Source organism: Paenibacillus sp. Y301 (genome assembly GCF_059445505.1).
The window spans coordinates 1-24802 of record NZ_JCAIUL010000021.1 but is presented as its reverse complement, the minus strand read 5'-3'; the positions used below and the strand labels follow the sequence as shown (position 1 = coordinate 24802).

Genomic DNA, 24802 nt, shown 5'->3' with positions numbered 1-24802 from the left:
GTGTCAACATGAAAGGTATCTTAGGAAAAAAACTCGGAATGACTCAAGTATTTACAGCTGAGGGTAATGTAATTCCTGTAACGGTAATCGAAGCAGGTCCTTGCGTTGTATTGCAGAAGAAAGATCTAGAAAACGATGGCTATGAAGCGATCCAACTAGGTTTCTCCGATAAGAAAGAAAGAAACGCGATCAAACCTGAAATAGGTCATGCGAAAAAGGCAAATACTGCGCCTAAGCGCTACGTTCGCGAAATTCGCGGGAATGACTTCGCTAGTGTTGAGGTAGGTCAGGAATTGAAGGCTGACGTTTTCGCTGAAGGCGAGTTTGTTGACGTAACAGGTACTTCAAAAGGTAAAGGATTTCAAGGTGTAATTAAACGTTGGGGACAAAGCCGCGGACCAATGGCTCACGGATCACGTTATCACCGTAGACCGGGTTCCATGGGTTCCATTCAAGCGAACCGTGTTGCTAAAGGCAAACGCCTTCCAGGACATATGGGACATACGCTAATTACAGTACAGAAACTTGAAGTTATCAAAGTGGATGTTGAACGTAACGTTCTACTTATAAAAGGTGCTATTCCAGGACCTAAAAACAGCTTTGTGAAAATCAAAGAAACGGTGAAGAAATAATCACCAAAGGAAGGAGGAAAAACAATGCCTAAAGTAGTTCTTTTTAATGTTACTGGAAGTGAAGTAGGAGAAGTTGAACTAAATGACAATGTATTCGGTATCGAACCGCATGTACATGTTATGAATCAAGCTGTCTTGCTACAAAGAGCTTCTCTACGTCGTGGTACTCACAAAGTTAAAGGACGTTCTGAAGTACGTGGCGGAGGACGTAAACCTTGGAAACAAAAAGGTACAGGTCGTGCTCGTCAAGGATCTATTCGCTCTCCACAATGGAAAGGCGGCGGAGTGGTATTTGGACCAACTCCACGTAGTTATACATTCAAATTGCCTAAAAAGGTTCGTCGCTTAGCGATTAAATCTGCGTTGTCATCCAAAGTACTTGATAACAATATCATTGTTCTTGATGCTCTAACGTTGAACTCGCCAAAAACGAAAGAATTTGCAGCAATCTTGAACAACTTAAAAGTCGAACGTAAAGCTCTAATTGTAACACCTGCCTTTGATGATACAGTAGCTCTAGCTGCTCGTAATATTCCTGGTGTTAAATTTGTAGCAGCAGACGGCATTAATGTCCTTGACGTACTATTGTACGACAAGTTGATCATTACGAAGGAAGCAGTTCAGAAGGTAGAGGAGGTGTTCGCGTAATGAAGGATCCTCGCGATGTGATTAAACGTCCGGTTATTACGGAACGTACGGCCGACTATATGAGCGACATGAAATACGCTTTTGAAGTTGAACTCCGTGCCAATAAAACCGAAATCAAACAAGCTATCGAAGCTATTTTCAAAGTTAAAGTTACAAATGTAAATACAATGCGTGTTCCACAAAAGCCTAAACGTTATGGTAAATATAACGGTTATACTTCTGAATGGAAAAAGGCTATAGTTACATTAAGTAAAGATAGCAAGCCGCTTGAATTTTTTGAAGCAGTAGAGTAGTGAAATCGCTAAAGTAAGGAGGGAAATTCAGTGCCAATTAAAAAGTATAAACCAACATCCCCGGCTAGAAGACATATGTCAGTGTCTACGTTTGAAGAAATCACAACAAACGAACCGGAAAAATCCTTGTTGTCTCCCCTTTTCAAACATGCGGGACGTAATAACCAAGGTAAAATCACTGTACGTCACCACGGCGGCGGACACAAACGTAAATACCGTATCATTGACTTCAAACGGACTAAAGACGGCATACCAGGTCGCGTTGCTACGATTGAATACGATCCGAACCGTACTTCCAATATTGCTTTGATCCACTATGCTGATGGAGAGAAACGTTACATTATCGCTCCACAAGGCCTAAAAGTAGGAGATCAAATTGAATCAGGACCAGCTTCTGATATCAAGATTGGTAATACACTTCCTATGGAGAACATTCCAGTAGGTACAGTTATCCACAACATCGAATTACAACCAGGTAAAGGTGGACAATTAGTACGTGCAGCAGGTACTGAAGCTCAACTTCTTGGTAAAGAAGAAAAATACGTATCCGTACGTTTGTCTTCTGGTGAAGTTCGTAAATTGTTGAAGGTTTGTCGCGCTACAATCGGTTCTGTTGGTAACGCAGACCACGAACTAATTAAGATTGGTAAAGCAGGACGTAGCCGCTGGATGGGTCAACGCCCAGAAGTCCGCGGGGTAGTCATGAACCCTAACGATCACCCACACGGTGGTGGTGAAGGACGCGCTCCAATCGGTCGTAAATCTCCATTGTCTCCTTGGGGTAAACCAACTCTTGGATACAAGACACGTAAAAAAGGAAAAGCTTCTGACAAATATATCGTTCGCCGCCGCACAAAATAATGCACACTGTGCATAACGTTGTGAAGTGCCGAAAGTAACGAGAAGATTTGATGAAGGGAGGATTCACATATGAGTCGCAGTTTAAAAAAGGGACCTTTCATTGACGGTTACCTGTTGAAAAAAGTTGAAGTTATGAACGCATCGGAGAAAAAGGCTGTTATTAAGACTTGGTCCCGTCGTTCCACTATTTTTCCACAGTTCATCGGACTTACTTTTGGTGTGTATGATGGACGTAAACACGTTCCAGTATACGTAACGGAAGATATGGTAGGACACAAATTGGGCGAATTCGCTCCAACTCGTACCTACAAAAGTCATTCGGATGATGATAAGAAAACAAGAAGATAATATTTTAAGCTCTTTGTCTGAGAGGAGGTAAAACAATGGAAGCAAAAGCACATGCTAAATCTATTCGGATTTCTTCTCGTAAAGTTCAACTGGTTGTTGACTTGATTCGTGGTAAAGAAGTAGGCGCTGCAATCGCAATTCTTCGCCACACTCCGAAAGCCGCTTCCCCGGTTGTGGAAAAGTTGTTGAACTCAGCTATCGCAAATGCTGAACACAACTATTCACTAGATGTTAACAAGTTGTATGTTAGTGAAGTTTATGTCAACCAAGGACCGACGATGAAACGTTTCCGTCCTCGTGCGATGGGACGCGCTAGCAAGATTAACAAGCGTACTAGCCACATCTCTTTGGTGGTATCTGAGAAATAAGGAGGGATAACGAGTGGGCCAAAAAGTAAATCCAATAGGACTACGAGTAGGTATTATTCGTGATTGGGAATCTAAATGGTTTGCAGGAAAAGAGTTCGGTACTCTTTTAATGGAAGACGTTAAAATTCGCGAATACGTTAAAAATAAATTAAAAGATTCAGCTGTATCGCACATTGAAATTGAACGTGCAGCTAATCGTGTGAATGTTACTATTCATACTGCTAAGCCAGGAATGGTAATTGGTAAAGGTGGCGCTGAAGTAGAAGTACTTCGCAGTCAAATTACTAAGATTTCTGCTGGTAAGAAAGTTCACATTAATATTTCTGAAATCAAACATCCTGAACTAGATGCTATTCTCGTTGCAGAAAGCATTGCACAACAATTGGAACGTCGTGTCTCCTTCCGTCGTGCTTTGAAACAAGCAATGCAAAGAACTATGCGCTCTGGTGCAAAAGGAATTAAAACACAAGTTGGCGGACGTCTTGGCGGTGCTGAGATCGCTCGTTCGGAAGGCTATAGCGAAGGAACTGTTCCACTTCATACGCTTCGTGCTGATATTGACTACGGTACGGCTGAAGCGGCTACTACTTTTGGTCTAATCGGAGTAAAAGTATGGATCTATCGTGGAGAGGTTCTTCCTACGGCTAAGAAACAGGCTGCGCAGGAAGGAGGCAACTAATCATGTTGGTACCAAAACGTGTAAAACACCGCAAGCAACAACGCGGACACATGAAAGGCCAAGCTAAAGGCGGAACTGAATTGAACTTCGGTGAATTCGGTCTAGTAGCTCTTGAGCCATCATGGATTACTAACCGTCAGATCGAGGCTGCGCGTATTGCTATGACTCGTTATATCAAACGTGGTGGTAAAGTATGGATTAAAATTTTCCCGGATAAGCCAATCACACAGAAGCCTCTAGAAGTACGTATGGGTAGTGGTAAAGGTAACGTGGAAAAATGGGTTGCAGTAGTAAAACCAGGTAAAATCATGTTTGAACTTGGTGGAGTGCCGGAAGAGATCGCTCGTGAAGCGATGCGTCTTGCTGCTCACAAACTACCAATCAAAACTAAGTTTATCAAACGTGAAGAAGTGGGTGGTGAAGCAAATGAAAGCTAGTGAACTTCGTAACCTAACCTCTGCTGAGATAGAACAAAAGGTATCCGGATTTAAAGAAGAACTCTTTAACCTTCGTTTTCAACTGGCTACTGGTCAGCTTGACAATCCGACACGGATTCGTGATGTTCGTAAAGAAATAGCTCGTGCTAAAACTATTATCCATGAAAGATTACTTGGAATTAGTTAATTGAATTGGACTGAACCTGTCTATATTCAGGAAGGAGGCTTACAATGACTGAAGAACGTAATGCACGTAAAGTGCAAGTCGGTAAAGTAGTCAGTGACAAAATGGATAAAACTATTGTTGTTGCTGTTGAAACTCATAAAAAGCACAATTTGTATCACAAGCGCCTTAAACATACTAAGAAATTTAAAGCGCATGATGAAAACAATACTGCGAAAATCGGGGATATCGTTAAAGTTATGGAAACCCGTCCGCTATCCAAGGATAAACGCTGGAGATTAGTCGAAATCGTGGAAAAAGCGATTATCCTCTAAACCCCTTGATAGTTTTTTTCGAAAGGAGGAAATTTAAATGATTCAACCATTTACTCGTTTGCATGTAGCTGACAACTCCGGAGCGAAGGAACTTATGTGTATCCGCGTTTTAGGAGGAACTGGTCGTCGTACAGCAGCTATTGGTGATATGATCGTATGTTCTGTCAAAGCTGCAACACCAGGCGGCGTTGTCAAAAAGGGTGATGTAGTAAGAGCTGTAGTGGTTCGTACTAAACGTACTGTTCGTCGTAAAGACGGTTCGTATATCACATTTGATGAAAATGCTGCAGTTGTTGTTAAAGATGATAAGAGCCCACGTGGAACTCGTATTTTTGGACCTGTTGCTCGCGAACTTCGCGACAGAGACTTCATGAAAATCGTTTCCTTGGCACCGGAAGTTATCTAATTCAAATAACCTTAAACTTGCAAGGAATAGCAAGCAGCAGGAGGTGTAACAAATGCCAAAAGTGAAAAAAGTTCTAGAATCCCATAGCAATAAGCTGCATGTCAAAAAAGATGATACAGTCATGGTGATTAGTGGTAAAGACAAAGGTAAAAAAGGTCGTGTCATTGCAGCCTACCCTCGTCAAAACCGGGTCTTGGTTGAAGGTGTTAACATGATGAAGAAACATCAAAAGCCTAACCAATCTAACCCACAAGGCGGTATCATTGAGCAGGAAGCAGCTATTCACGTTTCAAACGTGATGCATATCGATCCAAAGAGCGGAACAGTAACTCGTATCGGATACAAAGTATTGGATAACGGACAAAAGGTTCGCGTAGCGAAAAAGTCCGGAGAAGTTATCGACTAATTTATTAGTGAAGAAAGGAGGTTTGTGATTCATGGCAGTAAGATTAAAAGAACGTTACTTGAACGAAATTACACCTGCTTTGATGCAGAAGTTTAATTATACAACAGTAATGCAAGTGCCTAAGATTGAGAAAGTTGTTATCAACATGGGTGTTGGTGAAGCTGTTTCTAACTCTAAAGTTCTTGATTCCGCTGTTGCTGATATGCAACTGATTTCGGGTCAAAAACCAATTATCACTCGCGCTAAGAAATCTATCGCTGGTTTCAAACTACGTGAAAACATGCCGATCGGTGTTAAAGTTACACTTCGTGGTGAACGCATGTATTATTTCTTAGATAAATTGTTCAACATCACTCTTCCTCGTGTTCGTGACTTCCACGGTGTATCTGCTAAGGCTTTTGATGGCCGCGGTAACTACACACTTGGACTCAAGGAACAATTAATTTTCCCTGAGATTGAATATGACAAGGTGGATAAAGTTCGCGGTATGGATATCGTTATTGTAACGACAGCTAATACTGATGAAGAGTCCCGCGAGCTACTTGCTCAAATGGGAATGCCTTTTGCAAAGTAATTTCGCAAATCCATTTCTCCGAAAATTATTAGGAGGTGTCAGTCTAAGTGGCAAAAACTTCGATGAAAGTAAAACAACAACGTACGCCTAAATACAAAGTTCGTGCATATACACGTTGCGAACGTTGCGGTCGTCCACATTCGGTACTGCAAAAGTTTAAAATTTGCAGAATTTGTTTCCGTGAATTAGCTTATAAGGGCCAGATTCCTGGCGTGAAAAAAGCAAGCTGGTAAGAAGTCCATAAACGGGAAGGAGGTTTACACACATGACTATGTCTGATCCAATTGCAGATATGCTAACTCGTATTCGTAACGCTAATACAGTACGTCACGAAACGGTAGAAATGCCTGCTTCAACGATGAAGAAACAAATCGCTGATATTTTGAAGCGTGAAGGATTCATCCGCGACGCAGAAGTTGTCGCTGATAACAAACAAGGGATTATCCGTATTTTCTTGAAATATGGACAAAACAACGAACGTGTTATCACAGGTTTGAAAAGAATTAGTAAACCAGGCCTTCGCGTGTACACGAAGAGCAACGAAGTTCCACGTGTACTAGGCGGTCTAGGTATCGCGATTATCTCTACTTCAAAGGGAGTTATGACCGATAAAGAAGCGCGTCAATCTAAATCTGGCGGAGAAGTTGTCTGCTACGTTTGGTAATATAAAGTCACAAGACAAGGAGGTGCAACATATATGTCTCGTATTGGTCGCAAACCAATTACAGTACCAAGTGGTGTAGAAATCACTTTGAACAATACTGTTATTACTGTTAAAGGTCCTAAAGGAACTTTGACTCGTGAACTTCATAAAGACATGAAGGTAACAGTAGATAATAATGAAATTCTTGTTGAACGTCCATCTGACAACAAAACGCATCGTTCTCTTCACGGCACGACCCGCAGCGTTGTCAACAATATGGTGACTGGTGTAACTGAAGGATTCTCGAAATCTCTAGAATTGGTTGGGGTCGGATATCGTGCAAGCAAATCCGGAGATAAGATCGTTCTAAACGTAGGTTACTCACACCCTGTTGAAATCACTCCAGAACCAGGTATTGAATTTGAAGTACCTGTGAACACAAAGATCCTTGTTAAAGGCATCGATAAAGAACGCGTAGGAGCTTATGCTGCTAATATCCGTTCGGTACGTGAGCCTGAACCTTACAAAGGTAAAGGGATTAAGTATGAAGGTGAACGCATTATCCGTAAGGAAGGTAAAGCTGGTAAGAAAAAATAAGTTATTTTTTCTTAATCCAGATTTATCCTGTGCGTCTTAACTTGAAGCTTTGAAGGCAAACTGAAAGGAGTGAAAAGGAATTCATGATTACAAAACAAGATAAGAACAAAGCGCGTGTACGCAGACATCTTCGTGTTCGTAAGAGAATTACTGGAACAGCTGAACGTCCTCGTCTCAACGTTTTCCGTTCTTCCAAACATATCTATGCTCAGTTGATCGATGATGTTGCTGGTGTTACATTGGTATCAGCATCTACTGTCGATAAGGAATTGACTGAAGGGATCACTAACGGTGCTAATGTTGAATCAGCTCGTAAAGTGGGAGAATTAGTTGCTAAACGTGCGAAAGATAAGGGCTATGCTTCCGTTGTTTTTGACCGCGGAGGATACTTATATCACGGACGAATTCAAGCACTTGCAGATGCTGCTCGTGAAGCAGGCTTAGAATTCTAAGATATTTTTTAAAAAGGAGGTTAACGACTTGCGTGTAGATCCGAATACTTTAGAACTGACTGAAAGAGTTGTAAATATTAACCGCGTAGCAAAAGTTGTAAAAGGCGGACGCCGTTTTAGCTTTAGCGCGTTGGTAGTTGTCGGCGATGGCAAAGGTTATGTTGGCGCCGGTATCGGTAAAGCGGGCGAAGTACCTGATGCGATTCGCAAAGGTATTGAAGATGCTAAGAAAAATCTAATTCATGTTCCACTTGTTGGAACATCGATTCCTCACACTGTAACAGGTAAATTCGGAGCTGGTCGGGTCTTTATGAAACCAGCATCAGAAGGTACTGGAGTTATTGCTGGCGGTCCTGTACGTGCTGTACTTGAACTTGCTGGTGTGGGCGATATCTTGACAAAATCTCTGGGTTCTTCGAACTCCATGAATATGGTCAACGCAACTTTAGAGGGATTATCCCGTCTGAAACGCGCTGAGGATGTTGCGAAATTACGCGGCAAATCCGTCGAAGAATTGCTCGGTTAAGGGAGGGAATGTCATGACAAAGCTTCAAATCACCCTCGTTCGTAGCTTGATCGGTCGTCCTGAAGATCAACGTGCGACTGTCAACACACTTGGTTTGAGAAAAATCAACAAAACTGTTGTTCATAACGACAATCCTGCGATTCGCGGAATGATCAATAAAGTATCCCATTTAGTATCAGTAACAGAAATCGAAGGTTAATCTACAAAGATTAACCTACAAATCTTAAGGAGGTGCAACGAACGATGAAATTACATGAGCTTTCCTCTGCCCCTGGTTCCCGTAAAGAACGCAAACGTGTTGGACGCGGAACATCAAGTGGTACAGGTAAAACATCAGGTCGTGGCCATAAAGGTCAAAACTCTCGTTCCGGCGGTGGAGTTCGCCCTGGTTTCGAAGGTGGACAAAACCCGTTGTATCGTCGCTTACCTAAACGCGGATTTACTAATCCAACGCGTAAAGAATATGCGATCGTGAACATCGAAGATCTTAACAACTTTGCAGCAGATACAGAAGTAACACCAGAATTTTTGTTCGAAAATGGAATCGTGAAAAATGCTAAAAGCGGAATCAAGATTCTTGGCAACGGCGAAGTTACAGTTAAGCTGTCTGTCAAAGCGAATAAGTTTTCTCAATCTGCGGTAGAGAAAATCGAGGCTGCCGGCGGTAAAACCGAGGTGATCTAATGATTAAGACGATCAAAAATATTTGGCATATTGAGGATCTACGTAAACGAATCCTATTCACACTGTTTGTATTATTCATTTATCGCATAGGTAGCTTTGTTCCAGTACCTGGTGTCGATAAGTCCGTTCTTATGAATAACAGCGGTGCGGGTGCAGATTTGTTTGGTCTCCTCAATACGTTCTCGGGTGGCGCATTACAGAATTTCTCTATATTCGCCCTCGGGATTACGCCATATATTACAGCATCCATCATAGTGCAATTGCTCTCCATGGATGTTATACCCAAGCTTGCCGAGTGGGCCAAACAAGGCGAACACGGTAAGAAAAAATCAGCACAATTGACACGCTATGGTACGATTGTATTGGGATTAGTTCAGGCGTTTGCTATGTCTATCGGTTTCAACCGTATGTATGGTACACAAATGGTTCCTAATGCAAGTTTCGTTAAATATGCATTGATCGCTCTTGTGTTGACAGCAGGTACTGCTTTTCTGATGTGGTTGGGTGAGCAAATTACGGAGAAGGGTATAGGAAACGGGATTTCGATGCTTATCTTTGCAGGTATCGTAGCCAACATTCCACAATATATCACTACTACGGCTCAATCTTCCTTCATTCAGGATAATCAAGCATTTATGAATTCATTGAAGACGATTCTTTTAGTTGTTGTTGTTGTACTGATTGTTATTGGTGTTATATACATCCAACAAGCGATTCGTAAGATTCCAGTACAATATGCTAAACGTGTCGTTGGAAATAAAATGTATGGAGGACAAAATACGCATATTCCGCTTAAGATCAATGCAGCGGGCGTAATTCCAGTCATTTTCGCCATATCATTGCTTCAATTTCCAATCATTCTAGCTAACTTCTGGTCCACACATACTTGGGCTAAATGGGTTAGTACTAACTTTAATACTGATCAACCATTGGGTATGGTCTTGTATGTTATCTTGATTATTGGATTTACATTCTTCTATACATTTGTACAGATGAATCCTCAACAAATGGCTGATAATATGAAGAAAAACGGTGGATATATTCCAGGGATTCGTCCAGGGAAAGCAACTGAGAAATATATGACCCGCGTTATGTCTCGTTTGACAATGTCCGGTGCAATATTCTTAGCGGTTATATCGCTAATGCCGATCTTCTTAGGTAGCTTGGCTGGATTGCCTAAATCCGTGCAAATCGGGGGAACTGCTCTCCTCATCGTTATCGGTGTTGCATTGGACACTATGAAGCAAATTGAAGGCCAATTGATCAAACGTCATTACAAAGGTTTCATTAATAAATAAGAGGACCGGTGAAGTTGTAGAACTTCCCGGCACCTATATTTCAAGCAATAGGAATTCTTGGGGGAGTGATAATCGTGAACATTCTTTTCATGGGACCTCCTGGGGCAGGTAAAGGTACACAAGCAGCGGCTGTAGTTAACGAATTTGGTATTCCTCACATATCCACAGGCGATGCATTTCGTCTGGCGATTAAACAGGAAACACCGATCGGAATGAAAGCCAAAGAATATATGGATCAAGGTTTACTAGTACCGGATGATGTAACGATTGGCATTGTGGGTGAACGTCTACAGCAGTCCGATTGCGAAAAAGGTTTTTTATTGGATGGTTTTCCAAGAACCCTTTCGCAAGCGGAAGCGCTAGAAGAAATTCTGTCCCGCTTGAATACCAAATTGGATCATGTCATTAATCTGAAGGTTGATCGCGATAAATTAATGGCGCGTTTAACTGGACGTCGTATTTGTAGAGACTGTGGAGCCACATATCATGTGATATTTAATCCGTCTAAACAGGAAGGTGTATGTGATATTGACGGAGGGGAGTTATACCAACGCTCTGATGATAACGAAGAGAGTGTAGGAAAACGCCTTGACGAATATATCAACAAAACAGCACCACTCCTAGAGTTTTATGATAACAAAGGTTTATTGCGTCAGATCGATGGTGAAAAGGAAATTGATTCGGTTTCAGCTGAGATCGTGTCAATATTGCGAGGTTAGGTGTAATGATCATTAGTAAGTCCGAAACAGAACGTGGGCTTATGAGCGAAGCAGGGCATGTTGTGACTACAAGTCAACTTGCTGAACCATTCATTCGTAGTCAAGCTTTAGTATCGTCTGATAAAGATTACAATGGTTTCCTTACTAGCATTTGCACTTCGGTCATAGTCCCTGGATCCTCCGGTAAACGCAAATTAAACGAAGACCACATTGTTAAGTTAGACATCAGAGCGCAGGACTGTGGTTTCCATGGAATCTACGCTTAGATATATCCCGTGTTCTAGATTTCTGGAGAGTGCTCAGCCATGGTTGAGTGTTCTGAAAGAATGGACATTCACGGGAGTTGCACTTGTCACACCGGTTGTATGCCTGTTTGCAATGTACTCCGGAAGGTATAATTTATTTCACAAAACTGAAGTGGTAGGTGATGGTCATTGAATAACCAATCCATACCGCATATTGGTCAAATTGTGAAGATACTGAGAGGCAAGGATGCCGGACAGGTAGCAGTAGTCCTCTCCCATGCCGATAACAAGTTCGTCTATATTGCGGATGGGGATAAACGAAAGTTTGACCAAGCGAAGAAGAAAAACCTTCTTCATTTGGAAACCCAATCGTACATTAGCAGTGAGGTTGTAAACAGTTTAATGGAAAACGGTCGGGTCACAAACGGAAAACTGCGTTATGCAGTGATGAAGTTTAGACAATCTACCGAATCACATGCTGAACAGAGAGGAGACTAATTGTGGCTAAAGAAGACGTAATTGAAGTAGAAGGTACGGTACTTGAACTGCTTCCAAATGCAACGTTCAAGGTTGAACTTGAGAACGGTCATCAAATACTGGGTCATGTTTCAGGAAAGCTACGGATGCACTTTATCCGTATTCTGACAGGAGACAAAGTGGTCGTACAGTTATCACCTTATGATCTAACCAAAGGTCGTATAACTTACCGTAAATAGCAGTACAACAAGAATTAGCGTAACACCTGTTTTGCCCGGCAAAACGGAGCTGATCCTTATCAGGGAAGATTAATAATATTAACTTTCCAACGCTTTCGATGTCAGTTTTGCTTTGCAAAACTTGGTATATGCTTTCGAAGTCAGTTTTGCTTCGCAAAACTTTGAGGAGGTAATTAACATGAAGGTAAGACCTTCTGTAAAACCCATGTGCGAAAAATGCAAAGTCATTCGTCGTAAAGGGACTGTAATGGTGATTTGTGAAAATCCGAAACATAAACAAAAACAAGGTTAAGAAGGGGGTGTAGCGTAAAATGGCTCGTATAGCTGGTGTGGATTTACCACGTGATAAGCGCGTTGAGATCGCCTTGACTTACATTTTCGGAATCGGTAGAACGACTTCCAAGAAAATTCTAGAAGATACAGGCATTAGTTCAGAGACTCGTGTTAGAGATTTGACTGAAGATGAAGTTAGCAAATTGCGTGAAACGATCGATAAGAGTGTTAAGGTTGAAGGTGACCTACGTCGTGAAATTTCCTTGAATATTAAACGTCTAGTTGAAATTGGTTGCTATCGTGGTGTGCGTCATCGCCGTGGGTTGCCGGTTCGCGGACAACGTACTAAGACGAATGCACGTACACGGAAAGGCCCTCGTCGTACGGTAGCGAACAAGAAGAAATAATAAGGGGGGATAAAAGACAATGGCTAAACCAAAAAAAGTCGTACGTACTAAACGTCGCGACCGTAAAAATATTGAATCTGGCGTGGCTCATATTCGTTCCACGTTCAACAATACAATCGTAACGATCACTGACCCACACGGTAATGCAATCTCATGGGCTAGTTCAGGTGGACTAGGTTTCAGAGGTTCCCGTAAATCAACTCCATTTGCTGCACAAATGGCTGCTGAAACAGCTGCTAAAGCTGCAATGGAACATGGTATGAAATCGGTAGAAGTTATGGTTAAAGGTCCTGGTGCTGGTCGTGAAGCAGCGATTCGTTCTTTGCAAGCTGCTGGTCTGGAAGTCAACCTAATTAAGGATGTAACTCCAGTTCCACATAACGGATGCCGCCCACCAAAACGTCGTCGTGTCTAATTAAGTCAACCAGAATATATGTAGTATAAAACTGTAATAATCTGCTAACAATGGTTGTTTAGGGATACTACATGGATATGCAAGACAAGGTGACTGGTTTATATAGGAGCGACGTTTGAAGGAGGGTACATGCGTGATTGAAATCGAAAAGCCGAAAATTGAGACCATTGACGTCAATGAGAATGGTACTTACGGTAAATTCATTGTAGAACCACTGGAAAGAGGCTATGGTCAGACTTTGGGGAATTCACTTCGTCGAATCTTACTATCTTCACTACCAGGTGCAGCCGTTACATCGGTTCAGATTGACGGTGTTCTACATGAGTTCACAACAGTACCAGGAGTAATGGAAGACGTAACGGAGATTATTCTGAATTTGAAAGCTCTATCCCTCAAAATTCATTCTGACGAAGAGAAAGTGTTCGAGATTGATGCTGAAGGGGAAGGCGTTATCACAGCTGCAGACATTCGTGCCGACAGTGATGTTGAAATTCTTAATCCTGATCTTCACATTGCTACATTGGGTCCTGGATCCAGACTACACATGCGTATTTTTGCGAGTCGTGGCCGTGGTTATGTTCAAGCAGATCGGAATAAACATGATGACCAACCGATCGGCGTCATTCCGATTGATTCCATCTATACCCCGATCTCACGCGTTAATTATGGCGTAGAGAACACACGTGTTGGTCAAGTGACTAACTACGACAAGCTTACGATGGAAATCTGGACAGATGGAAGCATCAGACCAGAAGAAGCAGTGAGTCTTGGAGCTAAAATTTTGACTGAGCATGTTAACTTGTTTGTGGGTCTCACAGACGAAGCTAAAGATGCTGAAATCATGGTCGAAAAAGAAGAAGACAAAAAAGAAAAAGTGCTTGAGATGACGATCGAAGAGCTCGATCTATCAGTCCGTTCTTACAACTGCCTCAAGCGTGCTGGAATTAATACAGTACAAGAACTTACAACCAAGACCGAAGAAGATATGATGAAGGTTCGTAACTTGGGCCGCAAATCTTTGGAGGAAGTGCAAGAAAAACTCGAGGAACTCGGTTTGGGACTTCGGACAGAAGAATAGCTTCTTAGATTGTTAGTGAAGGAGGGAAAAACATGGCATACCAAAAGTTGGGCCGCGATGCAAGCGCACGTAAAGCATTATTTCGTGACTTAGTAACGGACCTATTCTTATACGAACGCATCCAAACAACGGAAGCGAAAGCAAAAGAAGTTCGTTCTATTGCTGAAAGATTGATCACCAAGGCTAAAAAGGGAGATCTTCATGCACGTCGTCAAGTAGCTGCATTCGTACGTCGTGAAACAGTGGATGGCGAGCAAGATGCTATTCAAAAATTGTTTACCGATTTGGCACCTCGTTACTCAGAACGTCCAGGTGGATACACTCGTATCCTTAAACTAGGACCTCGTCGTGGCGATTCTGCGCCAATGGTTTACTTGGAATTAGTAGACCGCGCGTAAACTATCGAAATGTTGAAAGGGTAAGCAGTAATCGTTGATTCTGTATTAACCCTTTTTTCACTTCATTTCGGAATAGAGGAAGCTCCGAAAGGAGCTTCTTTTTTAAATGATAAGAAAGTGTAAGTTCACACCGACCTTTACTTATCAATCAAGTAATGTAAATCGTAATTATTTACGATGGCCATTTAACCTTGATGATGTAGATTTGCTAAATGAGGTGATGTAACTTTGCGCAACTTATGCATGAAGGTCAGTTATGATGGGACGAACTATAACGGCTTTCAAACACAGCGTGACGGTAGGACGATTCAGGATCACCTTGAGAAGGCTATTAACATGCTTACAGGTGAAGATGTGAAGATAATAGCATCAGGTCGTACAGATGCAGGTGTGCATGCTTACGGTCAGGTCTTTAACTTCTTGTCTCTATCTTCGATTCCGGTTCAACGGTGGCCTATGGCTCTTAATACAAGACTACCTGCGGATATTGTAGTTAGAGAGGCAGTTGAAGTGTCAGAACTCTTCCATTCTCGTCGTTCAGCGAAACGCAAAACGTACCGTTACACAGTAAATGCTAATCAATTCATTGATGTATTTCAGCGTCATACTCAATTTCATCATCATGGGAGATTGGATATCGTTGCAATGAAGAGTGCTATAAAGTATTTTATCGGAACTTATGACTTCACATCATTTGCTTCACGTCGATCTACGAAAACATCACATGTACGCACATTATTTGACGCTTATATTGAAGTGGATGAATCCATGTGTCGTTCATCTTCCAATGATCAAGGTGTTATCCATGCATATATAACGGGTAGTGGCTTTCTTCAGCACATGGTTCGTATTATAATGGGCACTTTATTGGAGGTTGGGGAAGGTAAGAAGTCTCCGGAGGACATACCAGGCATTATAGCAGCCTTAGATCGATCACAAGCCGGTCCTACTGCGGAGGGAAAAGGCCTTACACTTTGGGATGTAGAATATAGCGACAATATGAAAAAAACTTTATAAATCTCTTGCGGTTTACTCGTGAATACTGTACAATAAAAATTGTGTTTTCTTAATGGCTTTCCCACAGCCCCAAATAAGACAATCACAATTTGCTTCAAACTTAATTGATAATATTAGATAACTACTATGATCGAAGATAAATGTAATATGTTTGATTTTCGGACGATAACAAGGAGGAACTATTTATGCGTACCACCTATATGGCTAAGCCAAATGAAGTAGAGCGCAACTGGCACATCATCGATGCCGATGGTAAAACGCTCGGTCGTTTGGCAACTGAGGTTGCTGCTCTAATTCGCGGTAAACACAAGCCACAATTCACTACTCATGTTGATTCAGGCGACTTCGTTATTGTAATCAATGCTGAGAAGATTCACTTGACAGGAAGAAAGTTGACTGACAAGAAATACTACCGTCACTCCATGCATAATGGTGGTTTGAAAGTAACAACAGCTCAAGAAATGCTTAAGACTCATCCTGAGCGTGTTATCGAAGCAGCCGTTAAAGGTATGATTCCTAAAACACGTATGGGCGATAAAATGCAAATGAGACTTAAAGTATATGCAGGCACAGATCATCCACATGCAGCACAAAATCCAGAAGTTTACGAACTTCGCGGCTAATTTAAAAGGAGGACAGTTTCATGGCACAAGTACAATACTATGGGACAGGTCGTCGTAAACATTCGGTAGCACGTGTTCGTCTTATACCGGGTGAAGGACGCATTGTCATTAATAAACGCGACATTAATGAATATTTCGGTCTAGAAACACTTAAGTTGATTGTTAAACAACCACTTAACCTAACAGAAACACTTGGTAAATACGATGTTCTCGTAATTGCTCATGGTGGAGGAACATCAGGTCAAGCTGGAGCAATTCGTCACGGTATTTCTCGTGCATTGCTTAAAGTAGATCCTGAAATGCGCGGTTCTCTTAAGAAAGCAGGATTCTTAACTCGTGACCCACGTATGAAAGAACGTAAGAAATACGGACTTAAAGCAGCACGTCGTGCTCCTCAGTTCTCAAAACGTTAATATCATTTTTCTTGTGTATCAAGAAATTCAAGTCTTTGGCCCTTGTGGCCAGAGGCTTTTATTTTTATATTCATAGTTTTTGTTATCCACAAAGTGGACCTATTTCATTTATGAAATGGGTCTTTTATATTTTTTTATTACTACAATACAAGATATTAGGTGAATACATATTGACTTTAAACTGGTAATATTTATAATAATAGATAATTCATATTAAAGTAGTAGGTATTATATGTTTTATATTTTTGTACTGTATTGGGGGAGAAAGAAAAATGAATCTGTTAGAGAAAGAGCAACTCATCAAGGAAAAATCCGAAGAATTTGAGCATGCTTTACCTGAAGAAGTCATTCGTTTTGCCATCGATACATTTCCAAACCTTACATTTGCTTGTAGTTTTGGAGCAGAAGATGTCGTACTAGTTGATATGATTCAGAAAATTAGTCCATCAACAGATATCTTTTATTTAGATACAGACTTTCATTTTAAAGAAACATATGAGACTCGAGATCGTATGGAGGAAAAGTACGGATTAGAATTCGTTAGAGTATCTCCAAAATTAACTCCTGATGAACAGTCACTACAGTATGGAGAAGCATTATGGTCGGTAGATGCCAATCAATGTTGCAACATACGTAAAGTAGAACCACTTACCCGTATCTTATCTAAGTACGATGCTTGGATAACGGGTGTTCGTCGTGATCAGGCACCAACACGTGCTAATACGCGTAAAATCGAATATGATGCAAAATTCGGACTAATGAAATTTAACCCCATTGCTTCTTGGACATCTGATGATGTGTGGCAATACATCAGAACAAATAATGTACTCTATAACCCACTCCATGATCAGAATTACCCTAGTATTGGATGCGAATATTGTACACGTCAAGTGATGCCTGGTGAGGATCCTCGTGCTGGCCGTTGGGCAGGCAATGAGAAAACAGAATGTGGACTTCATAAATAACTATTGAAACGAAATTAAGAAGCAGGGAGCGAAATCAATGACTTCAATATTACCGCATGGCGGCAAATTAATTCAGCAGATTGTATATGGCGAGGAGAGAGACGCGCTTTTGCAGGCGGCTCAAGGCTTTCAACAAATAGCTATCAACACATGGACAATCTCGGATTTAGATCTTATTGGTGTAGGGGCATTTTCGCCACTAACAGGTTTCTTAAATGAAGAAGACTATCGATCTGTTATTTCCACGATGCGTCTTGCCGATGGTACAGTGTGGACTATTCCAATTACACTGGCTGTAGATGGTGCTAGAGCCTCAGATCTTAAACTGGGTGAACAAGTAGCCCTTGTGGGTGAAACAGACGGAGTTGTGTACGGTACGCTGAATGTAGAGAGTATCTATACCGTAGATCAAGATGAGGAAGCACTTAAGGTCTTTAAGACAAATGATCCAGAACATCCGGGTGTCAGAAAACTGATAAAGCGCTATTCAACCTATGTAGGTGGCGCAATTCAAGTGTTAAATCGACCTGAACCTGCCAAATTTAAAGAATTCTACTATGAACCAGCGGAAACTCGTCAATTGTTTGCGGAGAAAGGGTGGAATACTGTCGTAGGCTTTCAGACTAGAAATCCTGTTCATCGCGCACATGAATATATACAGAAGAGTGCGATGGAGATTGTGGATGCCCTTTTCTTGAATCCACTTGTAGGAGAGACGAAATCCGATGATGTTCCAGCTGATGTGCGGATGAAGAGTTATCTAACTCTTTTGAAAAATTATTATCCTGAAGACCGTGCGTTTCTTGGTGTCTTTCCTGCAGCAATGCGTTACGCAGGACCACGCGAGGCTATATTCCATGCGATTGTTCGAAAGAATTATGGATGTACACACTTCATCGTGGGAAGAGATCATGCAGGTGTAGGAGACTATTATGGTACTTATGAAGCACAGGAAATATTTAAGAATTTCACAGCAGAAGAATTAGCTATTACACCTTTATTCTTTGAGCATAGCTTCTTCTGTACGAAATGCGGTAATATGGCTTCAAGTAAAACATGCCCGCATGGTCGAGAAGACCATATGACCTTGTCAGGAACAAAAGTGCGAGGTTTGTTACGTGAGGGTCTCTGTCCTCCGCCGGAATTTACACGTCCAGAAGTTGCTCAGGTCCTCATTGAAGGTATGGCTGAACAAGTTACATCCATATAACGATCCAAATATATATTGAGTACTATTTGTCCATTTCCGCCCATATAGATGTTTAAGAGTCTATGGGACAGGAGGTGGTCTTTTTTATGTCCAAGCCTAAGTCAGATATCGTTACAGTATGGATTCGGCTGAGCACCCTTAAAAAGCTACTGTTTGGAGTTTGTTTACTGTTTGTCTTTGTAGCAATAGCTACATACGATGTTCCCACTGAGAATACAACGAAGTACTGGAGTTTACCTTTGGCTGGGAAAGTCATTGTTCTTGATGCTGGCCACGGAGGAGTAGATGGGGGAGCTGTAAGTAGACAAGGTGTCATTGAGAAGGATATTAACCTTGCTATTACCCTTTATTTACGTGATTATCTCCAAGAGGCTGGGGCCGTTGTTAGAGTGACACGTGAGGGGGATTATGACTTGGCTTCTCCTGATACTAAGGGTTATTCGAAACGCAAAACGGAGGACTTGAAGCAGCGTGTCAAGGTAATAGAAGATCAGCAGGCAAATCTTTTTGTCAGTGTTCACATGAATAGTATTCCTTCGAACCGCTGGAGAGGTGCTCAAGTATTCTATTATCCTAATCATCCTGATAATCCTAATCTTGCTAACTTGATGCAAGAGGAAATGAAACGGAATTTAGAGAATACAGATCGTATTGCCAAAACAGTGAATACGGTTTATTTACTTCGAGCTTTAAAAATTCCAGCTGCCTTGGTAGAAGTCGGCTTTCTCTCACATGAGGAAGAAGCAACGTTGTTAAAAGATGTTGAGTATCAGAGGAAAGTAGCTGCATCTATTTATAAGGGGATTTTACGATATGCCTCAGGTGAGAAGATCAAAGTGTCGTCAGAATGAGAAGGGTAAGATATAATAGATATATATGCCAATATACGAAGCAGAGGTGCTACTATCATGATATCAAGAGAGTCAGTACAAGAAGTTCTACAATCGATGGCTGAACCTACCAGTGGTAAAAGCTTAATCGAGCTGCAGCTTATTCGAGATATTATAATAAAAGATAACAAAGTCTCCCTTTCAGTAATTGTTCTTGACACAAGTGAAGACTATCAGGAAGAGATGGATAAGGAAATTCGTCATCGATTAGGTAATTTAGGTGCGAATGAAATTCATATCCGCATCCGTGAGGCTACCGATTATGATCGTAAATTAGCCTTTGGGGAACAATTATCTGAAGATGATGAAGCAATCTTAAAAAAGGGTCATGCAGCCGGACTAGAAGATCATGCCCTTATTAAAGAAGATTCGGGCGTACACTTTATTTCTATAGCTAGTGGTAAAGGTGGCGTTGGTAAATCAACGGTAACCGTTAACTTAGCTGTTGCTTTAGCCCGCCAAGGAAAACGTGTGGGTCTGATTGACGCCGACATATACGGTTTCAGTATCCCAGATATGATGGGACTTGAAGAAGGACCGATTGTAGAAGATGATTTGATTCTACCAGTAGAACGATTTGGAGTAAAAGTGATGTCCATGGGTTTCTTTATTCGTGAGAACAATCCAGTTATTTGGCGTGGACCGATGTTAGGCAAGATGTTACGTCAATTTCTAAGTGATGTGGGTTGGGGCGAATTGGATTATTTACTACTAGACCTACCACCAGGAACCGGTGATGTTGCTCTTGATATCCATCAGATGCTACCTCAGAGCAAAGAGATTATTGTGACAACACCACATGCGACTGCTGCCTTTGTTGCCGCTAGAGCTGGTGCTATGGCTCTCCAAACGAATCATGAGATCTTGGGCGTAGTTGAGAACATGTCATATTATGAATGCTCGAGTTGTGGAGATCGTGATTATGTATTCGGTAGAGGAGGCGGAGGGCGATTAGCTGAGACTCTTCACACTGAATTATTAGCTCAATTACCTCTAGGGATTCCTAATAATCATATTTCGGAACCTGACTTCTCACCTTCTGTATACAAGGCCGATTCAACAAGCGGTCAAATCTATCATGAGATCGCTACAGCTGTTATTACTAAATGTGAAAAGGACTGACCTAATTAAAGTCAGTCCGAATATTTGAAGAGCTCCCTAATCGGGGGCTTTTTTTACAAATAGGTTACTCGCCTTCCTCGCCACCTTTTGTTTCTCCGCCACCCCCTTCACTACCTTCGCCACCACCACCATCTTTCTTTTCTTTATCATCACCCTTTGGTTCTAATTCGGTTTTCACGACGGATTTTAATAATTCCATGACCTCCATTTTAAATAAAGGATTCTGCATGGCTTCTGTCATAATCGTCATGGATTGTTTACGAAAATCAGATGATTTAGTCATATCTAGAAACATTTTCGTGACTTCTGGAGATTTCATGATGTCTTGAACCGACTTTTGATAAGTAGGATCTTTAATTAATTGTTGGTGTAAGTCTTTACTTTGTGAACTTATAGCTTTGGCAAAATCACCAGCGAACTTGGGATCTTTCATGATTTCTTCGATTTTCTTTTCATACTCAGGTGCTGTAATGGTATCCTTTACTGCAGTTCGGATCTCTTCTGTTGAAGCTGACGATAACATTTTCATACTCATGCCACCACCAGAAGATTCTCCTCCGTTCATAGCTTCTTCCACAGCCTTCTTACCTTCATCGCTTTTAAGAATATCCACTACCATGGATTTTATTTCTTTATATCCCGTTTGGGAAGATGAGCTGCTTTGTTCTGAGCCACAGGCAGTTAGAGCAGTAACAAGAACGCAAATCAGTCCAATGACGCGTATATCCGTTAATTTCATCTGAGTTTGTCCTCCTTAGCATTAATCCTAGATGTAGTATGTGAAGGTAAAATCATAAATATGTTCGGGGGGTAATGGTTTTTTAGTGAGAACGTTGGTAAAATCTATTGTTATGGGGGTGATTTTTTGACTTTAAGAAAATGGTTTAAGTTATTTTGGGAAACATTATTAGTAGGTGCAGTAGCTTCCGTCATTACTGGAATTGGTTTGCAAGTGGGAAGTGGTGCGATATCTTTTAAAGGTTTTTCGGATTATGTCGCATACTTCGTTATTTTATTTGGTTATGGAATGCTTGCAAGCGTGTATTCACAACTTGGTTTTTTTGCTTATCTAATTTTGAATTACATGGGGAATGGTGTATTTTCCAAAAGAGGTTGGCAATACATACAGATGGTACTAACTATTTTAGCGTTGCTTGAGTTAATGTTCTTCCGTACGTTTGTGGGGGGAGAGAGTGGGAATAAGTCTGATCTTGTTCTAGGTGGAGTCATTCTTATTGTTTCAGTAGTAGTAGCTTACTTCAAGACAAAGCTAACGAACGCTTCAGCTTGGATTCCAACATTGTTCTTTTTGATTGCGGTTACCATTATAGAAATTGTTGGTGGACTCAAAATTAACGTTAACAATGCAACAGCACTTATCGTTATTCCTTTACTAGCTTGTAATGCATTTCAAATCTTAATTCTTCACCGTGTTGTAGCAAATAAAAAGAGCTAAGTCACTTAGCTCTTTTTTTAATCTGTGAGTTATAAGTTTATTGTCCGGATGAACTATCCAGGGAGTCTTGCGTCAATGCTTGGTCACGAACTTCAGTTCCCTTTGTATCCGTTTGGTTAATTAAATCAGACACCGTTACGAACTCGTACCCTTGTTGACGGAGTTGATCAATAATAAAGGGAAGTGCTTCATGCGTTTGTTTGGATGAATCACTTGCATGTAGCAATACAATATCACCAGGGTGTGCTTTACTAACGACACGTTCGACAATATTCTGAACACCAATGTTTTTCCAATCTAGAGAATCAGTATCCCATTGAATTACTTTATAATTCATGCTTTCTGCAATTCGTAATACCCTTTTATCAAAATCACCATTGGGCAAACGGAGTAGGTTGGGTTCTTTACCGGTCATATCGGTTAATACAGAGTTGGCTGTTGCAATCTGTTTACGAATCTCATCATCGCTAAGGGTCGTGTAATTGACATGTTTGTGACCATGACTTCCAATCTCAAAGCCGCTATCTTTGATATCCTTGACGATGTCTGGGTGACTTTTGCTCCAAGGAGAGGAAAGGAAGAACGTAGACTTCTGTACCTTTTTGTCTTTCAAAATCTTAATAATGGGACTTGGTCGTGTATCTCCCCAACTTATGTCGAAGGTCAAGGCTATTAACTTCTTGTCAGTGGGAACGCTGTAAATGGCTGATGGAGCCCCTTCAGAGAATACTGTGATTTGATCCCGTTCAATATACACTACTCCAATTGCAAATAACGCAGCAGCCGTAACTAGCAAATATCGTTTGATTTTCTTCCAGCTTAATACGTAAAAAAATGAATTCATTGGATAAAGCGCCCCTCTCATGCACGAATGCTTGTTTACTTCAAAGTCTATGCTCGTACTTTATAGTTATTACTCAATAGCTATTTATGAGAGTAGTTTTTGTACCAAAAACTTAGGATTAAGCTTACGAAGTAGTTTTTGTACCAAAAACTTAGGATTAAGCTTACGAAGTAGTTTTTGTACCAAAAACTTAGGATTAAGCTTACGAAGTAGTTTTTGTACCAAAAACTTTTAGGAGGTTACTCATGTTTAAATTCTCCACATTTATGAGGGATATATCTTCAATTAAAAAAACGATGATGGTATCTACATTGATATTTATTCTAGGAATTGCGGTTGGATGGCTTAGTACAGATACCATTTCAAATTTCATTAACCAACAGATTGATGGAATCCGCCAAATTAGCCAGAGTTTAGGGGAATCGGAGCGGCCGCAGTTAAGCTTTTTTGTGTTTATCTTTTTGAATAACAGCATAAAGGCAGTATTAATTATTTTCTTTGGTATCTTTTTAGGTATATTACCGGTTGTGTTTCTGATGATTAACGGTATGGTTCTAGGATATTTGGTGCATCACTTAGCAGTACAGGGTGAAAGTATGTTCGAAGTGATTGTAAAAGGTTTGCTACCGCATGGCATTATTGAGATTCCGGCTATTATAATCGCATGCGCATTCGGATTACGGTTGGGTTCCCTAGTATGGATGAGTATAGGACAATGGAATCGTGAGAAGCGGGCAAATCTAGGTCAAGTGTGGAGTGAGTTCTTCAAAAGTGTGGGTCCAGTTTCATTGTGGATCGTGATTTTGCTCTTTATTGCAGCAATTATTGAAAGCACATTAACATTTTGGTTAATGCAGTAAAAACTTTTTATGAGTTATGCTCATATTTTTTCCAAAATATGAGCATAACAGTAAAACAGCTATACGGATTGGCTTGGAATAACCCAGCCTGCAATCTGTTAGTTACATAATGAGGAGGCAACAATATATGCTGGGTATGCTATTTAACGATAAAGAGTGTAAGGAACTGGATTATGTCCTACGTAAAGAATTAGATGAAATGTTAATGGATCTAGGAGATAAGCGATTAGATGAGGACATCAAACAATCTATTGCTAAACGATATAAGGTAGTGTTTCGTATGTATGCGCGGTTTGCCCCCCCGAAAGAACTCTCTAAATATGCACGTAACAGTAGGTTTCCACAATTCAAGAATTAAAATATCAAAAAAGTATTGACTAACTTAATTAATATATGTTAAATTAATTCTCGCTTCCTTTGTGAATGGGAAGTAGAGAGACAAATCAATGCAAATTGATTTTAAATCTCTTCAAAAAAACTTCTTGCAAAATCATAACTTACTATGATAAGATATAGAAGTTGTCGCCGAGAACAACTGGTAACAACAAAACGAACAAATTGGTCTTTGAAAACTGAACAACGAGTGAGTAGATTTCACGAAAGTGAAGTCAAAAACAAATGAGAAATCATTTGATAGAGAAAGTAATTTCTCGTCAGTTTGTTTTAAATGAGCATAATCGCTCTTTCTAAATTGATTCCAAATCACTGCAAAGCTGATTTGAAATCAATATAATTTGGAGAGTTTGATCCTGGCTCAGGACGAACGCTGGCGGCGTGCCTAATACATGCAAGTCGAGCGGA

At 40.8% G+C, this 24802-nt stretch carries 42 protein-coding genes and 1 rRNA gene; 41 read left to right on the top strand and 2 right to left on the bottom strand.

The window, feature by feature from the left end; translation table 11 throughout:
* Positions 1–8: 8 nt before the first annotated feature.
* From rplC to AC1D69_RS23020, 37 genes are all read left to right on the top strand, one after another.
* On the top strand, positions 9–632 hold the full coding sequence (gene rplC, locus AC1D69_RS23200) for a 50S ribosomal protein L3 (RefSeq protein ID WP_495458496.1): 624 nt from the start codon (positions 9–11) through the stop codon (positions 630–632).
* Positions 633–656: 24 nt separating this feature from the next.
* The gene (gene rplD, locus AC1D69_RS23195) at positions 657–1280 is read left to right on the top strand and encodes a 50S ribosomal protein L4 (RefSeq protein ID WP_495458495.1); all 624 of its coding nucleotides are present in this window, start codon (positions 657–659) and stop codon (positions 1278–1280) included.
* Positions 1280–1573: a 50S ribosomal protein L23 gene (gene rplW / locus AC1D69_RS23190; RefSeq protein ID WP_495458494.1), complete on the top strand. Its 294-nt coding sequence runs from the start codon at positions 1280–1282 to the stop codon at positions 1571–1573. The genes rplD and rplW overlap by 1 nt, the downstream gene beginning before the upstream one ends.
* 30 nt (positions 1574–1603) lie before the next feature.
* Positions 1604–2434: a 50S ribosomal protein L2 gene (gene rplB, locus AC1D69_RS23185; RefSeq protein WP_495458493.1), complete on the top strand. Its 831-nt coding sequence runs from the start codon at positions 1604–1606 to the stop codon at positions 2432–2434.
* A 69-nt stretch (positions 2435–2503) separates the two neighbouring features.
* Positions 2504–2782 (top strand): 30S ribosomal protein S19, encoded by a 279-nt coding sequence (rpsS, locus tag AC1D69_RS23180; RefSeq protein ID WP_495458492.1) that lies wholly within the window; start codon positions 2504–2506, stop codon positions 2780–2782.
* A 35-nt stretch (positions 2783–2817) separates the two neighbouring features.
* A complete protein-coding gene (rplV, locus tag AC1D69_RS23175) occupies positions 2818–3150 on the top strand; it encodes a 50S ribosomal protein L22 (RefSeq protein WP_495458491.1) in 333 nt (110 codons plus the stop codon).
* A 13-nt stretch (positions 3151–3163) separates the two neighbouring features.
* The gene (rpsC, locus tag AC1D69_RS23170; protein ID WP_495458490.1) at positions 3164–3829 is read left to right on the top strand and encodes a 30S ribosomal protein S3; all 666 of its coding nucleotides are present in this window, start codon (positions 3164–3166) and stop codon (positions 3827–3829) included.
* 2 nt (positions 3830–3831) lie between these two features.
* A complete protein-coding gene (rplP, locus tag AC1D69_RS23165) occupies positions 3832–4266 on the top strand; it encodes a 50S ribosomal protein L16 (RefSeq protein WP_495458489.1) in 435 nt (144 codons plus the stop codon).
* Complete coding sequence (gene rpmC, locus AC1D69_RS23160) at positions 4256–4453, top strand: 50S ribosomal protein L29 (protein WP_068537312.1); 198 nt, start codon at positions 4256–4258, stop codon at positions 4451–4453. The genes rplP and rpmC overlap by 11 nt, the downstream gene beginning before the upstream one ends.
* A gap of 44 nt (positions 4454–4497) precedes the next feature.
* Complete coding sequence (gene rpsQ / locus AC1D69_RS23155) at positions 4498–4764, top strand: 30S ribosomal protein S17 (RefSeq protein ID WP_495458488.1); 267 nt, start codon at positions 4498–4500, stop codon at positions 4762–4764.
* 37 nt (positions 4765–4801) lie between these two features.
* The gene (gene rplN / locus AC1D69_RS23150) at positions 4802–5170 is read left to right on the top strand and encodes a 50S ribosomal protein L14 (RefSeq protein WP_495458487.1); all 369 of its coding nucleotides are present in this window, start codon (positions 4802–4804) and stop codon (positions 5168–5170) included.
* Between the two features lie 52 nt (positions 5171–5222).
* Positions 5223–5576, top strand: a complete 354-nt coding sequence (gene rplX / locus AC1D69_RS23145; protein ID WP_495458486.1) for a 50S ribosomal protein L24 — start codon at positions 5223–5225, stop codon at positions 5574–5576.
* Between the two features lie 31 nt (positions 5577–5607).
* Positions 5608–6150 carry a 50S ribosomal protein L5 gene (gene rplE / locus AC1D69_RS23140; protein WP_495458485.1) on the top strand — a complete coding sequence of 181 codons (543 nt, stop codon included), beginning with the start codon at positions 5608–5610 and terminating at the stop codon, positions 6148–6150.
* A gap of 47 nt (positions 6151–6197) precedes the next feature.
* Entirely contained in the window at positions 6198–6383 is a 186-nt protein-coding gene (locus tag AC1D69_RS23135; protein WP_074961883.1) for a type Z 30S ribosomal protein S14, read from the top strand.
* Positions 6384–6415: 32 nt separating this feature from the next.
* A complete protein-coding gene (rpsH, locus tag AC1D69_RS23130; protein WP_068537302.1) occupies positions 6416–6814 on the top strand; it encodes a 30S ribosomal protein S8 in 399 nt (132 codons plus the stop codon).
* Positions 6815–6847: 33 nt separating this feature from the next.
* Complete coding sequence (gene rplF / locus AC1D69_RS23125) at positions 6848–7390, top strand: 50S ribosomal protein L6 (protein ID WP_495458484.1); 543 nt, start codon at positions 6848–6850, stop codon at positions 7388–7390.
* An 83-nt stretch (positions 7391–7473) separates the two neighbouring features.
* Positions 7474–7842: a 50S ribosomal protein L18 gene (gene rplR / locus AC1D69_RS23120; protein ID WP_495458483.1), complete on the top strand. Its 369-nt coding sequence runs from the start codon at positions 7474–7476 to the stop codon at positions 7840–7842.
* Positions 7843–7870: 28 nt separating this feature from the next.
* Entirely contained in the window at positions 7871–8368 is a 498-nt protein-coding gene (gene rpsE / locus AC1D69_RS23115; RefSeq protein WP_068537297.1) for a 30S ribosomal protein S5, read from the top strand.
* A gap of 13 nt (positions 8369–8381) precedes the next feature.
* Complete coding sequence (gene rpmD / locus AC1D69_RS23110) at positions 8382–8567, top strand: 50S ribosomal protein L30 (RefSeq protein ID WP_495458482.1); 186 nt, start codon at positions 8382–8384, stop codon at positions 8565–8567.
* Positions 8568–8611: 44 nt separating this feature from the next.
* Positions 8612–9052 carry a 50S ribosomal protein L15 gene (gene rplO, locus AC1D69_RS23105; RefSeq protein WP_068537293.1) on the top strand — a complete coding sequence of 147 codons (441 nt, stop codon included), beginning with the start codon at positions 8612–8614 and terminating at the stop codon, positions 9050–9052.
* The gene (secY, locus tag AC1D69_RS23100; protein ID WP_495458481.1) at positions 9052–10350 is read left to right on the top strand and encodes a preprotein translocase subunit SecY; all 1299 of its coding nucleotides are present in this window, start codon (positions 9052–9054) and stop codon (positions 10348–10350) included. Before rplO ends, secY begins: the two co-directional genes overlap by 1 nt.
* 74 nt (positions 10351–10424) lie before the next feature.
* Positions 10425–11069 carry an adenylate kinase gene (locus tag AC1D69_RS23095; protein WP_495458480.1) on the top strand — a complete coding sequence of 215 codons (645 nt, stop codon included), beginning with the start codon at positions 10425–10427 and terminating at the stop codon, positions 11067–11069.
* 5 nt (positions 11070–11074) lie between these two features.
* Positions 11075–11335 (top strand): hypothetical protein, encoded by a 261-nt coding sequence (locus AC1D69_RS23090; RefSeq protein ID WP_495458479.1) that lies wholly within the window; start codon positions 11075–11077, stop codon positions 11333–11335.
* A gap of 168 nt (positions 11336–11503) precedes the next feature.
* Entirely contained in the window at positions 11504–11812 is a 309-nt protein-coding gene (locus AC1D69_RS23085; RefSeq protein WP_495458478.1) for a hypothetical protein, read from the top strand.
* 2 nt (positions 11813–11814) lie between these two features.
* Entirely contained in the window at positions 11815–12030 is a 216-nt protein-coding gene (gene infA / locus AC1D69_RS23080; RefSeq protein ID WP_068537283.1) for a translation initiation factor IF-1, read from the top strand.
* A 178-nt stretch (positions 12031–12208) separates the two neighbouring features.
* Positions 12209–12322 carry a 50S ribosomal protein L36 gene (gene rpmJ, locus AC1D69_RS23075; protein ID WP_026688601.1) on the top strand — a complete coding sequence of 38 codons (114 nt, stop codon included), beginning with the start codon at positions 12209–12211 and terminating at the stop codon, positions 12320–12322.
* 19 nt (positions 12323–12341) lie between these two features.
* Entirely contained in the window at positions 12342–12710 is a 369-nt protein-coding gene (gene rpsM / locus AC1D69_RS23070; protein WP_495458477.1) for a 30S ribosomal protein S13, read from the top strand.
* A gap of 19 nt (positions 12711–12729) precedes the next feature.
* Entirely contained in the window at positions 12730–13125 is a 396-nt protein-coding gene (gene rpsK / locus AC1D69_RS23065; RefSeq protein WP_068537278.1) for a 30S ribosomal protein S11, read from the top strand.
* A 133-nt stretch (positions 13126–13258) separates the two neighbouring features.
* Positions 13259–14203 (top strand): DNA-directed RNA polymerase subunit alpha, encoded by a 945-nt coding sequence (locus AC1D69_RS23060; protein WP_495458476.1) that lies wholly within the window; start codon positions 13259–13261, stop codon positions 14201–14203.
* Positions 14204–14235: 32 nt separating this feature from the next.
* Positions 14236–14601: a 50S ribosomal protein L17 gene (rplQ, locus tag AC1D69_RS23055; RefSeq protein ID WP_495458475.1), complete on the top strand. Its 366-nt coding sequence runs from the start codon at positions 14236–14238 to the stop codon at positions 14599–14601.
* 228 nt (positions 14602–14829) lie between these two features.
* Positions 14830–15618 carry a tRNA pseudouridine(38-40) synthase TruA gene (truA, locus tag AC1D69_RS23050; RefSeq protein ID WP_495458474.1) on the top strand — a complete coding sequence of 263 codons (789 nt, stop codon included), beginning with the start codon at positions 14830–14832 and terminating at the stop codon, positions 15616–15618.
* A gap of 185 nt (positions 15619–15803) precedes the next feature.
* A complete protein-coding gene (gene rplM / locus AC1D69_RS23045; protein ID WP_495458473.1) occupies positions 15804–16241 on the top strand; it encodes a 50S ribosomal protein L13 in 438 nt (145 codons plus the stop codon).
* A 20-nt stretch (positions 16242–16261) separates the two neighbouring features.
* On the top strand, positions 16262–16654 hold the full coding sequence (gene rpsI / locus AC1D69_RS23040) for a 30S ribosomal protein S9 (RefSeq protein ID WP_068591195.1): 393 nt from the start codon (positions 16262–16264) through the stop codon (positions 16652–16654).
* 272 nt (positions 16655–16926) lie between these two features.
* Positions 16927–17619: a phosphoadenylyl-sulfate reductase gene (locus AC1D69_RS23035; RefSeq protein WP_495458472.1), complete on the top strand. Its 693-nt coding sequence runs from the start codon at positions 16927–16929 to the stop codon at positions 17617–17619.
* Positions 17620–17656: 37 nt separating this feature from the next.
* Positions 17657–18829 (top strand): sulfate adenylyltransferase, encoded by a 1173-nt coding sequence (gene sat / locus AC1D69_RS23030; protein ID WP_495458471.1) that lies wholly within the window; start codon positions 17657–17659, stop codon positions 18827–18829.
* 86 nt (positions 18830–18915) lie between these two features.
* The gene (cwlD, locus tag AC1D69_RS23025) at positions 18916–19680 is read left to right on the top strand and encodes an N-acetylmuramoyl-L-alanine amidase CwlD (protein WP_495458470.1); all 765 of its coding nucleotides are present in this window, start codon (positions 18916–18918) and stop codon (positions 19678–19680) included.
* Between the two features lie 57 nt (positions 19681–19737).
* On the top strand, positions 19738–20841 hold the full coding sequence (locus AC1D69_RS23020) for an Mrp/NBP35 family ATP-binding protein (protein ID WP_495458469.1): 1104 nt from the start codon (positions 19738–19740) through the stop codon (positions 20839–20841).
* 64 nt (positions 20842–20905) lie between these two features.
* On the opposite strand, the gene gerD is transcribed toward AC1D69_RS23020, so the two are convergent.
* A complete protein-coding gene (gene gerD, locus AC1D69_RS23015) occupies positions 20906–21580 on the bottom strand; it encodes a spore germination lipoprotein GerD (RefSeq protein WP_495458468.1) in 675 nt (224 codons plus the stop codon).
* 126 nt (positions 21581–21706) lie between these two features.
* Between gerD and AC1D69_RS23010 the strand changes: the two genes are divergently transcribed.
* A complete protein-coding gene (locus AC1D69_RS23010; RefSeq protein WP_495458467.1) occupies positions 21707–22297 on the top strand; it encodes a KinB-signaling pathway activation protein in 591 nt (196 codons plus the stop codon).
* A 37-nt stretch (positions 22298–22334) separates the two neighbouring features.
* Here the strand turns inward: AC1D69_RS23010 and pdaB are convergent, their stop codons facing one another.
* Entirely contained in the window at positions 22335–23141 is an 807-nt protein-coding gene (gene pdaB, locus AC1D69_RS23005) for a polysaccharide deacetylase family sporulation protein PdaB (protein ID WP_495458466.1), read from the bottom strand.
* A 245-nt stretch (positions 23142–23386) separates the two neighbouring features.
* On the opposite strand from pdaB, the gene AC1D69_RS23000 reads away from it, so the two are divergent.
* The 3 genes from AC1D69_RS23000 to AC1D69_RS22990 all read left to right on the top strand — a co-directional run.
* Positions 23387–24001 carry a stage II sporulation protein M gene (locus AC1D69_RS23000; protein ID WP_495458465.1) on the top strand — a complete coding sequence of 205 codons (615 nt, stop codon included), beginning with the start codon at positions 23387–23389 and terminating at the stop codon, positions 23999–24001.
* Between the two features lie 127 nt (positions 24002–24128).
* Positions 24129–24359, top strand: coding sequence for a hypothetical protein (locus AC1D69_RS22995; RefSeq protein WP_495458464.1), 231 nt, complete (start codon positions 24129–24131; stop codon positions 24357–24359).
* A gap of 373 nt (positions 24360–24732) precedes the next feature.
* A 16S ribosomal RNA gene (locus tag AC1D69_RS22990) occupies positions 24733–24802 on the top strand; the annotation flags it as partial.

Excerpts from the sequence above, each read along its gene's own strand:
- rplR (WP_495458483.1), top strand. The coding sequence starts at position 7,474 with ATGATTACAAAACAAGATAAGAACAAAGCGCGTGTACGCAGACATCTT.
- rplO (WP_068537293.1), top strand. The coding sequence starts at position 8,612 with ATGAAATTACATGAGCTTTCCTCTGCCCCTGGTTCCCGTAAAGAACGC.
- rplC (WP_495458496.1), top strand. The coding sequence starts at position 9 with ATGAAAGGTATCTTAGGAAAAAAACTCGGAATGACTCAAGTATTTACA.
- rplN (WP_495458487.1), top strand. The coding sequence starts at position 4,802 with ATGATTCAACCATTTACTCGTTTGCATGTAGCTGACAACTCCGGAGCG.
- rpmD (WP_495458482.1), top strand. The coding sequence starts at position 8,382 with ATGACAAAGCTTCAAATCACCCTCGTTCGTAGCTTGATCGGTCGTCCT.
- rplQ (WP_495458475.1), top strand. The coding sequence starts at position 14,236 with ATGGCATACCAAAAGTTGGGCCGCGATGCAAGCGCACGTAAAGCATTA.
- cwlD (WP_495458470.1), top strand. The coding sequence starts at position 18,916 with ATGTCCAAGCCTAAGTCAGATATCGTTACAGTATGGATTCGGCTGAGC.
- AC1D69_RS22995 (WP_495458464.1), top strand. The coding sequence starts at position 24,129 with ATGCTGGGTATGCTATTTAACGATAAAGAGTGTAAGGAACTGGATTAT.
- rpsI (WP_068591195.1), top strand. The coding sequence starts at position 16,262 with ATGGCACAAGTACAATACTATGGGACAGGTCGTCGTAAACATTCGGTA.
- sat (WP_495458471.1), top strand. The coding sequence starts at position 17,657 with ATGACTTCAATATTACCGCATGGCGGCAAATTAATTCAGCAGATTGTA.
- rplV (WP_495458491.1), top strand. The coding sequence starts at position 2,818 with ATGGAAGCAAAAGCACATGCTAAATCTATTCGGATTTCTTCTCGTAAA.
- rpmJ (WP_026688601.1), top strand. The coding sequence starts at position 12,209 with ATGAAGGTAAGACCTTCTGTAAAACCCATGTGCGAAAAATGCAAAGTC.
- rpsM (WP_495458477.1), top strand. The coding sequence starts at position 12,342 with ATGGCTCGTATAGCTGGTGTGGATTTACCACGTGATAAGCGCGTTGAG.
- rplF (WP_495458484.1), top strand. The coding sequence starts at position 6,848 with ATGTCTCGTATTGGTCGCAAACCAATTACAGTACCAAGTGGTGTAGAA.
- rplD (WP_495458495.1), top strand. The coding sequence starts at position 657 with ATGCCTAAAGTAGTTCTTTTTAATGTTACTGGAAGTGAAGTAGGAGAA.
- rpsQ (WP_495458488.1), top strand. The coding sequence starts at position 4,498 with ATGACTGAAGAACGTAATGCACGTAAAGTGCAAGTCGGTAAAGTAGTC.
- rpmC (WP_068537312.1), top strand. The coding sequence starts at position 4,256 with ATGAAAGCTAGTGAACTTCGTAACCTAACCTCTGCTGAGATAGAACAA.
- rplP (WP_495458489.1), top strand. The coding sequence starts at position 3,832 with ATGTTGGTACCAAAACGTGTAAAACACCGCAAGCAACAACGCGGACAC.
- AC1D69_RS23020 (WP_495458469.1), top strand. The coding sequence starts at position 19,738 with ATGATATCAAGAGAGTCAGTACAAGAAGTTCTACAATCGATGGCTGAA.
- gerD (WP_495458468.1), bottom strand. The coding sequence starts at position 21,580 with ATGAAATTAACGGATATACGCGTCATTGGACTGATTTGCGTTCTTGTT.
- pdaB (WP_495458466.1), bottom strand. The coding sequence starts at position 23,141 with ATGAATTCATTTTTTTACGTATTAAGCTGGAAGAAAATCAAACGATAT.
- rplW (WP_495458494.1), top strand. The coding sequence starts at position 1,280 with ATGAAGGATCCTCGCGATGTGATTAAACGTCCGGTTATTACGGAACGT.
- rpsS (WP_495458492.1), top strand. The coding sequence starts at position 2,504 with ATGAGTCGCAGTTTAAAAAAGGGACCTTTCATTGACGGTTACCTGTTG.
- secY (WP_495458481.1), top strand. The coding sequence starts at position 9,052 with ATGATTAAGACGATCAAAAATATTTGGCATATTGAGGATCTACGTAAA.
- rplE (WP_495458485.1), top strand. The coding sequence starts at position 5,608 with ATGGCAGTAAGATTAAAAGAACGTTACTTGAACGAAATTACACCTGCT.
- AC1D69_RS23000 (WP_495458465.1), top strand. The coding sequence starts at position 23,387 with ATGTTTAAATTCTCCACATTTATGAGGGATATATCTTCAATTAAAAAA.
- AC1D69_RS23035 (WP_495458472.1), top strand. The coding sequence starts at position 16,927 with ATGAATCTGTTAGAGAAAGAGCAACTCATCAAGGAAAAATCCGAAGAA.
- rplX (WP_495458486.1), top strand. The coding sequence starts at position 5,223 with ATGCCAAAAGTGAAAAAAGTTCTAGAATCCCATAGCAATAAGCTGCAT.
- rpsK (WP_068537278.1), top strand. The coding sequence starts at position 12,730 with ATGGCTAAACCAAAAAAAGTCGTACGTACTAAACGTCGCGACCGTAAA.
- rplM (WP_495458473.1), top strand. The coding sequence starts at position 15,804 with ATGCGTACCACCTATATGGCTAAGCCAAATGAAGTAGAGCGCAACTGG.
- rpsH (WP_068537302.1), top strand. The coding sequence starts at position 6,416 with ATGACTATGTCTGATCCAATTGCAGATATGCTAACTCGTATTCGTAAC.
- AC1D69_RS23090 (WP_495458479.1), top strand. The coding sequence starts at position 11,075 with ATGATCATTAGTAAGTCCGAAACAGAACGTGGGCTTATGAGCGAAGCA.